Genomic DNA, 5,818 nt, shown 5'->3' with positions numbered 1-5,818 from the left:
AATAAGAAATGTGGTAATTTTTCATAATAATAGAAAAGGGAGGTCTACTAGTGAAGAAATCAAAACTTTCACTACTATTGGCATCAACACTAGCCACAAGTATGTTTTTAGGCGCATGCTCCGGCAGTTCCAGCAGCGATAGCAGCAAAGGCAAGAATACTGACGGCTCAGCTGGCCAGCTGGCAGCCAAACAAGAAATCAATGTCTTGGAAACTGCTGAAATTCCAACTTTAGACAGCGTCATGAACCAAGATGTTCTTGGCAGCGAGATCCTTTCTCAAGTAAACGCAGGCTTGTATCGTCTGGATCAGACAGGTAAGAAGGTAATTCCAGATATTGCTGAAGGGATGCCGAAATATAATGCAGATAAAACCGTATTAACCATTAAGTTGAGAAAAGATGCGAAATGGTCAAATGGTGATCCAGTAACTGCCAACGACTTTGTTTATGCTTGGCAGCGTGGAATCGATCCGAAAACTGCTTCCCCATATGTTCCATATATGATGACAGATAAAATCAAAAACGCAACTGAAATCAGTGAAGGTAAAGCACCAGTTTCATCTTTAGGCATTAAAGCATTAGATGATTATACTTTAGAAATCGATTTAGTGAGACCGCTTCCATATATTGATTCACTATTAACTTTCACAGCTTTCTATCCGCAAAACAAAAAGTTTGTAGAATCACAAGGAGCAAACTATGCGAAAGATGCTTCCCACCTGCTTTATAACGGTCCATTTAAATTGACTCAATGGGATGGTACTTCGGCTGACAAATGGACATTAGAAAAGAATGATACTTACTGGGATGCAAAAGACGTTACTTTAAAGAAAATCAACTTTAACGTTGTAAAGGATCCGCAAGCAGCTGTAAATGCCTTTACTACAGGACAAGCAGATATTACTGGACGGCTTGCTTCATCAGCCATCATTTCTCAATACCAAGGTTCAAAAGAGTTAGTTCAATATCTTGAACCATCTATGTGGTGGTTGAAATTGAACGAAAACAACCCTGTGTTGAAAAACGTAAATATTCGTAAAGCACTTGCTCTAGCCATCGATCGAAAACAATATGTGAACAACGTATTGGCAAATGGTTCAGAAGAGGCCAACTACATTGTGCCAAAAGAGTTTGCCTACAATAACGGCAAAGACTTCCGTGATGGTGCAGGTACTTATCTGAAAACAGATAAAGAACAAGCTAAGAAACTTTGGGAACAAGGCTTAAAAGAACTTGGAAAAACTTCTATAACATTCACGATGGTTGGCCAAGATACTGAAACTGCTAAGAAAGAAGATGCATTCATTAAAGACCAATTAGAGAAAACACTCCCAGGTTTAACGGTTAATATTCAAAGTGTTCCATTCAAAATCCGTATTGACCGTGAAGATAAACAAGATTACGACCTATTACATGCCGGCTGGGGACCAGACTATGGTGATCCTATGACTTTCATGGACCTATTCTTAACTGGTGGCGGTCAAAACCATATGAGTTACAGCGATCCTAAATACGATAAATTGGTAAAAGATGCCCAAACTACTTTGGCAGCTAAACCGGATGAGCGCTGGAAAGCTCTTCAAGATGCTGAGAAAATCTTGTTAGAAGATGATGCAGCTCTTGTACCGCTTTATCAACGTACTGTGAACATTCTAGTAAATCCGAAAGTAAAAGGTTTACAACACAACCCATATTCAGATTATAGTTTCGAATGGGTGAAAGTTTACAAATAACGTTCCACTTTAAACCAAATAGAAAGAGAGTATATCAAAAAATATACTCTCTTTTTACCTGTATCAGAATTGTCGAACAATGTCGAACATTTAATTAATTAGGAGGTGTGGGCATGGTAAAATATCTCTTGCAACGGGTTCTCTATATGATTATCACTTTATTTATTGTTGTATCCGTTACTTTTTTCCTCATGAAGTTAATCCCAGGCACCCCTTTTAACAACTGGGAAAAACTTTCAGATACCCAGCGCCATATATTGTTGGTTAAATATGGATTTGATCAGCCTGTGCCTGTTCAATATGTTCATTATATAGTGAATATGTTAAAAGGCGATTTAGGTGTCTCCTTTCAGTTTAATAACACTCCAGTAACAGAACTTCTCGCTCAACGCATTGGCCCTTCAGCTCAGCTTGGTGCCCAAGCATTAATTGTAGGTGCACTGCTTGGAATTGTTTTGGGTGTGATAGCAGCCCTAAAACAAAACACTTGGGTCGATTACGGTGCCACATTTATTGCTGTTATTGGTAAATCCATCCCAAACTTCGTATTCGCAGGTCTATTGCAATTTTATATTGCCGTAAAATTAGGCTGGCTTCCAGTAATGTTTTGGAATGGTCCTACCTACACAATCTTACCTACCATTGCTTTAGCGATGTTTCCAATTTCCATTGCCGCTCGTTTTATGCGAACAGAAATGGTTGAAGTATTGGGATCCGATTATATTACCCTTGCGAAGGCTAAGGGTGCGAGCTATTGGGAAATTAGTGTAAAACATGCATTAAGAAATGCTTTAATACCAGTGATTACAGTTATGGGACCGTTGGCAGTAAGTTTGATGACAGGCTCTCTTGTCATTGAACATATTTTTGGAATTCCCGGCATTGGGGATCAATTCGTGATATCTATTATGACAAACGATTATCCTGTTATTATGGGAACATCTATATTATTCGCCGCTTTATTTGTGTTCATTATATTAGTTGTTGATATTTTGTATGGGATCATCGACCCACGTATTCGTATTTCGGGGGGGAAGGCTAAATGATTAACAAAGAGCGAGTTTCAAATGATATGTTTGCACCCGCCCATATTGATCCGTCTAAAAGTGAAAAAATCGCCAAGCCAAGCCTTAATTTTTGGCAGGATTCCTGGCTGCGAGTCCGTAAGAATAAAGGGGCAGTCATCAGTTTAGTGGTGATCGTGATTTTGTTGATTCTATCATTTGTTGGACCGCTCATCACCCCCTATAAATTTGATACGCAAAATACGGATAACCATGACTTGCCGCCACGGGTACAGGGATTAGAGCATATTCATTGGCTTCCATTTGACGGTACATTAACAAGAAAAGATGGAACGTCCTATAATGCCTATGAAGCCCGCCATGTGAAGCAATATTACTGGTTTGGTACGGATGAACTTGGTCGCGATATTTTTGCTAGACTTTGGAAGGGAACACAAGTATCGCTGTTCATTGCCTTTATGGCTGCATTAGTCGATATGCTGATCGGTGTTACGTATGGGGCCGTTTCTGGATACATCGGCGGCCGAACGGACAGTATTATGCAGCGAATCTTGGAGATTATTGTCGGCATTCCGAATCTTGTTGTCGCTATATTAATGATTCTTGTTTTAAAACCTGGAATGGTTCCAATTATTATCGCCATCACCTTTACAAGTTGGACAAGTATGGCTAGGGTTGTGCGTGCACAAGTACTGAAATTTAAAAATCAGGAGTTTGTTTTAGCAGCAAGAACCCTTGGTGCTTCAAATACCTCGATTATTTTCAAACATATGATTCCTAACATGTTTGGAATCATCATTATTAACACAATGTTTTCCATTCCAAACGCGATTTTCTTTGAAGCATTTTTAAGTTTCATTGGTTTAGGCTTGCAGGAACCAAAAGCGTCATTAGGAACGCTGGTCAATGAAGGATACAAGCAAATGCTTGCATATTCTTTTCAAATGATTTTCCCTTCTATTATGATTGCTTTAATCATGATATGCTTTAACTTAGTAGCTGATGGGCTTCGGGATGCACTCGATCCAAAAATGCGCGATTAGAAGGTAGGTGAATGAACGTGGAGAAAATTTTACAAGTAAAGGATTTAAATATTTCCTTTCATACCTTTGCTGGTGAAGTAAAGGCGATCCGGGGCGTCAGCTTTGATTTATATAAAGGGGAAACGCTTGCAATCGTAGGTGAATCCGGCTCTGGTAAATCGGTTACAACGAAATCAATCATGCGGCTGCTTCCAGCTCAGAATTCCGAAATTAAAAGTGGACAAATCCTTTTTGACGGAAAAGATCTTACCAAACTGACTGATAAGCAAATGCAAAAAATTCGCGGCCATGATATTTCAATGATTTTCCAAGATCCGATGACCTCTTTGAATCCAACGATGAAAATTGGCACTCAGATTATGGAGCCGCTTATTAAGCATCAAAAAATGAGCAAGCAAGCTGCGAAGGAAAGAGCGATCGAATTATTAAAACTGGTAGGAATCCCAAAACCGGAAATCAGGGTGAACCAGTATCCACATCAATTTTCGGGCGGGATGAGACAAAGGGTTGTGATCGCGATCGCTTTAGCATGCAATCCGAAAGTTCTGATTGCGGACGAGCCGACCACTGCGCTAGACGTAACGATCCAGGCACAAATTCTTGAATTAATGAAGGATTTGCAAAAGAAAATTGATACTTCGATTATTTTCATTACCCATGACCTCGGGGTTGTAGCCAATGTGGCCGATCGGGTGGCTGTCATGTATGGCGGGAAAATTGTGGAAATTGGAACGGCAGATGAAATTTTCTACAATCCGAAGCACCCATATACGTGGGGATTAATTAGTTCTATGCCAGATATGGAAACAAATGATGAGGAACTATATTCGATTCCGGGTACACCTCCTGACCTTTTGGATCCTCCAAAAGGAGATGCGTTCGCCCAAAGAAATCCATATGCTATGAAAATCGATTTAGAACAAGAGCCGCCATTTTTCAAAGTATCTGACACCCATTATGCTGCCACATGGCTCTTACATCCTAATGCACCAAAAGTTGAACCGCCAGAAGCAGTAAAGAGGCGAATGCAACAGTATGTTGGTGTAAAGGGGGGAAAATAGATGGCCGAAACCAAAAAATTACTGGAGATCAAAAATTTAAAGCAATATTTTAATGTGGGTAAACCGAATGAAGTGAGAGCCGTTGATAATGTATCTTTTGATATTTATAAAGGAGAAGTCATGGGATTGGTAGGTGAGTCCGGCTGTGGGAAATCTACAACCGGCCGGACTATCATCCGTCTATACAATGCTACTGACGGTGAGGTTTTGTTTAACGGGGTCAATGTCCATGGCCGAAAGTCAAAAAAGGAGCTAAAGGAATTCAATCGGAAAATGCAAATGATTTTCCAGGATCCATATGCCTCTTTAAATCCGAGATTAAAGATCGCAGATATCATTGCCGAAGGAATCGATATACACGGACTCGCAAAATCCCAAAAGGAACGAATGGATCGTGTATATGAGTTGCTGGAAACGGTTGGATTAAATAAAGAACACGCAAACCGTTATCCGCATGAATTTTCCGGGGGCCAGCGGCAAAGGATTGGAATTGCTCGGGCTTTAGCAGTTGAACCAGAATTTATCATCGCAGATGAGCCTATTTCCGCCTTGGACGTATCGATTCAAGCCCAAGTAGTGAATCTGATGAAAAAGCTGCAACATGAAAAAGGACTAACTTATCTCTTTATTGCCCATGATCTTTCAATGGTAAAGTATATTAGTGATCGAATCGGAGTTATGTATTTCGGGAAAATGGTTGAGCTTGCACCTTCTGAAGAGCTTTACCGGAACCCGCTTCATCCATATACGCAATCACTATTATCAGCCATTCCGGTACCTGATCCAATCACTGAACGGACCCGGAAACGGAAAACGTATGATCCTGCTATCCATAATTACGAGCTGAATGAACCGGTTGAATTTAGGGAAGTTAGCCCAGGCCATTTTGTTCTATGCTCTGAGAAAGAATTAAAACAATATCAAATGAAATTAAAGTAAAGTAATAAAAGGGGCTG

General features: G+C 40.1%; 5 protein-coding genes. All 5 read left to right on the top strand.

Annotated elements, in window-relative coordinates:
- Window positions 1-50 precede the first annotated feature (50 nt).
- The 5 genes from BFU02S_RS14485 (at window position 51) to BFU02S_RS14465 (ending at window position 5,801) form a co-directional block, all read left to right on the top strand.
- Entirely contained in the window at window positions 51-1,733 is a 1,683-nt protein-coding gene (locus BFU02S_RS14485; RefSeq protein ID WP_066372105.1) for a peptide ABC transporter substrate-binding protein, read from the top strand.
- 113 nt (window positions 1,734-1,846) lie between these two features.
- Complete coding sequence (gene opp3b / locus BFU02S_RS14480; protein WP_066372102.1) at window positions 1,847-2,779, top strand: oligopeptide ABC transporter permease; 933 nt, start codon at window positions 1,847-1,849, stop codon at window positions 2,777-2,779.
- Entirely contained in the window at window positions 2,776-3,801 is a 1,026-nt protein-coding gene (gene opp3C / locus BFU02S_RS14475) for an oligopeptide ABC transporter permease (RefSeq protein WP_066372099.1), read from the top strand. Before opp3b ends, opp3C begins: the two co-directional genes overlap by 4 nt.
- 17 nt (window positions 3,802-3,818) lie before the next feature.
- Window positions 3,819-4,862, top strand: a complete 1,044-nt coding sequence (locus tag BFU02S_RS14470; protein WP_066372108.1) for an ABC transporter ATP-binding protein — start codon at window positions 3,819-3,821, stop codon at window positions 4,860-4,862.
- Window positions 4,863-5,801 (top strand): ABC transporter ATP-binding protein, encoded by a 939-nt coding sequence (locus tag BFU02S_RS14465; protein WP_066372096.1) that lies wholly within the window; start codon window positions 4,863-4,865, stop codon window positions 5,799-5,801.
- Window positions 5,802-5,818: the final 17 nt, after the last annotated feature.

The sequence above is a fragment of the Neobacillus fumarioli NBRC 102428 genome (assembly GCF_001591485.1).
Taxonomy (GTDB): domain Bacteria; phylum Bacillota; class Bacilli; order Bacillales; family Cytobacillaceae; genus Neobacillus; species Neobacillus fumarioli.
The sequence above is the reverse complement of the archived record's forward strand: the minus strand, read 5'-3'. Positions and strand labels throughout refer to the sequence as shown.

Coding starts and splice junctions, on each gene's coding strand:
- BFU02S_RS14465 (WP_066372096.1), top strand. CDS start 4,863: ATGGCCGAAACCAAAAAATTACTGGAGATCAAAAATTTAAAGCAATAT.
- opp3C (WP_066372099.1), top strand. CDS start 2,776: ATGATTAACAAAGAGCGAGTTTCAAATGATATGTTTGCACCCGCCCAT.
- opp3b (WP_066372102.1), top strand. CDS start 1,847: ATGGTAAAATATCTCTTGCAACGGGTTCTCTATATGATTATCACTTTA.